This is a genomic window from Brevundimonas sp., from assembly GCF_044239655.1.
In the GTDB taxonomy this organism is placed as follows: Bacteria; Pseudomonadota; Alphaproteobacteria; order Caulobacterales; family Caulobacteraceae; genus Brevundimonas.
The window spans coordinates 1-3,251 of sequence record NZ_JBIIAY010000239.1 but is presented as its reverse complement, the minus strand read 5'-3'; the positions used below and the strand labels follow the sequence as shown (position 1 = coordinate 3,251).

The following is a 3,251-nucleotide window of genomic DNA, read 5'->3' as shown; positions in this document are numbered from 1 at the left end:
TTTCATCAAAATTTTCACCTTTTTTAATGTTAGAGTCTTTAACAAATATTATTTTATTTCTTTTTTTAGTGTCATTTCGTTTATCCTTTATTGAAACAATAGGATTTCCCGTAATAAAATTTAAAGCCATTAAATAACTTTAGATTTTATTAAAATAATTTTTTATAAATTTCTAACCCATTTTTATTAACTTGGGCTTCTTTAATTTTAATATTTTTATCAATTAGATTTATATTAGGTTTTATTTTTAATATTTCAAGATTATTTTCTATTAATTTTTCTGTGATTGGGTCTGAATAATTATCAATTAATAATTTAATCGCTTTTAAATTATTTAGTTGGCTATATTCTCTGCCTGTTTCAGAATTAAAAAAACGCATTAATAATAATAGTTTTTTTATGTCTTTTGTTTTATCTAATAAAGAAAATTTCCTTTTTAATATCTTATAATATTGTTTATTTTTGACTAGTTCTTTAATGTCATTTAAAATACTAGTTTTAAAATTTATTTTTGATTCACTAAAAGAATAAATAATAGATAATTCAGTGAAAATATAATTAAATCTCAAAATATAATCAAGTTTAATAAATTCAATTTCATTTGGATTAAAAATATTTTCTGTAATTTTATTAGGATCATTAAATTTTATTTTATCTCCATTTTTTTTCTGTAATTTAAATTCTATAAAATAAAGGTTATTTATATTAGTTCTTTCAATTATATCTTTAATTTCATTATATATTGTTTTAGAATCATACTTTTTTTTAATTTTTGAAAATAAATCAATATCAGAAGAATAAATTAAATTTGTATAAGATGCCGACCCCTTCAACTCAATATAATTATTTTTGAATTTTAATAATTGAACAATATTATATAATAATTTATCAGGTACTTTTTTTTCAAAAATTTCAGTCATTAGATATTGTTAGAAAATATATTTTTTAAATTTTAGCATTTTTCCACCAATTATTTTTGGTTGTTTTTTTTTATTTCTTGGTTTTCCAGAAGCGGTAACCGCTTTGTTTAATTCATCTAATAAATTTTGAAATACTCCCACTAGTTGTGTCATTTTACTATTAAACTTAGAATATTCTTTATCTTTTCTATCTAAATTCTCAATATTTACTGACCTCAATTTTGCTTCTTGGGCATCTGAAATATAAATTTTACTTTGGTTAACATATCTATTATAGTCAGCGCGCGCGGGGTTTATAATTATTGTATTTAAATATTTGCCGATACCTTTTCTGCCACGCTCTGTATTATATGTTTTAAATTGTTCTTCATTATTTAATCCGTTTAACCTATCTATATTTCCAGTAATTTGTGTTATTAATTCTTCTTTTGGTATTGTTGATATTTCTTCACCATCTTTTGTTTCTAGAACACCTGCATCTATTTCTTCCATTTCGTCTTCACCAATAAATCCCGGTCCCAATGTTGATGCAATAATAGGATCAATGCCCGGCATTTTAATAGGTCCAGTTACTGTCATTGATTGTGGGAACTGGAGGTTATGTTCCTCTCTAAATTGGACGAATTGATCTTCTAATTTAGTAACTTCATTAGACATTTTTTCTATATCAATACTATTTGATGCTTTATTTATTTTATCTTCTAATGATTTTATTTTAATATTTAATATATCAAAACGCTTCTTAAAACTTGGATAAATATTACCCAAACTGATATAGTTTTGAATATCTTGTGCCAAAGTATAATAATCATTTTTAAGTTCCGCTATATTATCTGAAACTTTGCCACTTTGTATTTTATTATATTCAACAACTGTTTTAATATTGACTGGTTGATAATTATTATTTAAAATATTTTCTTTTATTTCATTTAAAATAATCTTGTTAGATTGGTTAATTTTAATTGATAATAATATTTGTTCTAATAATGTAGCTATAGAAACCATTTTATTTTGAATTTGTGCTTTTAGTCTTGTTGATAGTTTACTATATTCAACATAATTTTTTAAATATGAGACTAAAACATTATAGGAACTTTCAATAGTTCTAAAATTAAATGATCGCGTACCCTGTAAAAATTGATCAATAACACCTTGAATTGATGTTTTAACATCTTCTATATATTTATCTAAATTAAAATCAACAGATGCTTCAAAGTTTGTTAATGGCAACACTTCTTGTTTAAAATAGCGCGCCATATTTTGTTCCTGATTAATTAGCCGATTTACTTGAACTTCATCTAGTAATGTTCCCACCTCTTGAAGATCATTTAATTTAGCGCCACCGCGTATCATATTTTTTTGTTTTTCTTGTCTCAATACCTCTTTCATTTGATAATTTAAAATAGGATCCATTATATATATTATATTAAATTAGATTTTAATTAATATAATTTATACTAATAATTAATTTTTTATTTACCATACATCATCGCCTCTTTAAATGTTATATTATGATCTTTCATTAATTTTTTTAATCTTGCTTGATATGCTTGTTGACCAGCCGACATCGTCTTCTTTACTTTTGCACCCGCAGATTTACCACTAGCCTTGCCACTAGCAATACCGCCAGCAGATCTACCCGATGCCTTACCACTAGCAATACCGCCTGCAGATCTACCCGACGCCTTACCGCATCCGTAATCTTCTGAATCTGAACAACAATTCCCCGCACCTGTGTATGCTTCAGCGCCTACCAGTTGACTTTGGAGTGGTAATTCTGAAAATGGCCTTGAAACATATTTTCGTCCACCTATTTTTCTTTCATATTTTTCTCGGGCAAACATTAAATCATCATCTTCAACTGGTGCTTGACGTTCCATTAAATTCATCGGTTTTTTATCATATGTTTTACCGCCCATTCTAGCGCCGGCAAATATAGATTCACCACCCGACATAAATTGAGCGCCACCAGTCATTTTATTAGGTCCGGGTATTCCTTTTATTTTAAGCCCTTTTGTTAAGTTACCATTTATTAAACTTTCAGCCATTAAACCATTTTTAATTGACCCTTTCGCGTATTTCTTTTCCATTTCTAGTAATTGCTTTACTATTTTTTTATTTTCTTCTGTATTATACATTTTTATATATAATATAATAGAAATAATTTTTTTAATTTAATATAATAAACTAAAACAAACCACTGTTGTTGTATCTGTGTCATTTTGTGTTCCATCCGCTTTTAATGCTTTAAATATAATTAATCTGTTATCTACATCAAGAAGCATTTGAACGCTTACCGTATCTGGTGCAGGTGAATTAAGGGCCTTTTGA

At 26.1% G+C, this 3,251-nt stretch carries 3 protein-coding genes; all 3 read right to left on the bottom strand.

Annotated features, from left to right (window positions below):
- Positions 1-149: 149 nt before the first annotated feature.
- From ACILQR_RS17150 to ACILQR_RS17140, 3 genes are read right to left on the bottom strand one after another with little or no spacing between them, the layout of a single operon-like run.
- A complete protein-coding gene (locus ACILQR_RS17150) occupies positions 150-920 on the bottom strand; it encodes a hypothetical protein (protein ID WP_395652575.1) in 771 nt (256 codons plus the stop codon).
- A gap of 9 nt (positions 921-929) precedes the next feature.
- Positions 930-2,333, bottom strand: a complete 1,404-nt coding sequence (locus tag ACILQR_RS17145; protein WP_395652574.1) for a hypothetical protein — start codon at positions 2,331-2,333, stop codon at positions 930-932.
- A 59-nt stretch (positions 2,334-2,392) separates the two neighbouring features.
- Positions 2,393-3,058, bottom strand: a complete 666-nt coding sequence (locus ACILQR_RS17140; protein ID WP_395652573.1) for a hypothetical protein — start codon at positions 3,056-3,058, stop codon at positions 2,393-2,395.
- Positions 3,059-3,251 lie beyond the last annotated feature (193 nt).

What these genes read in the sequence shown, in the direction of transcription:
- ACILQR_RS17150 (WP_395652575.1), bottom strand. Translation starts at nt 920, where the DNA reads ATGACTGAAATTTTTGAAAAAAAAGTACCTGATAAATTATTATATAAT.
- ACILQR_RS17145 (WP_395652574.1), bottom strand. Translation starts at nt 2,333, where the DNA reads ATGGATCCTATTTTAAATTATCAAATGAAAGAGGTATTGAGACAAGAA.
- ACILQR_RS17140 (WP_395652573.1), bottom strand. Translation starts at nt 3,058, where the DNA reads ATGTATAATACAGAAGAAAATAAAAAAATAGTAAAGCAATTACTAGAA.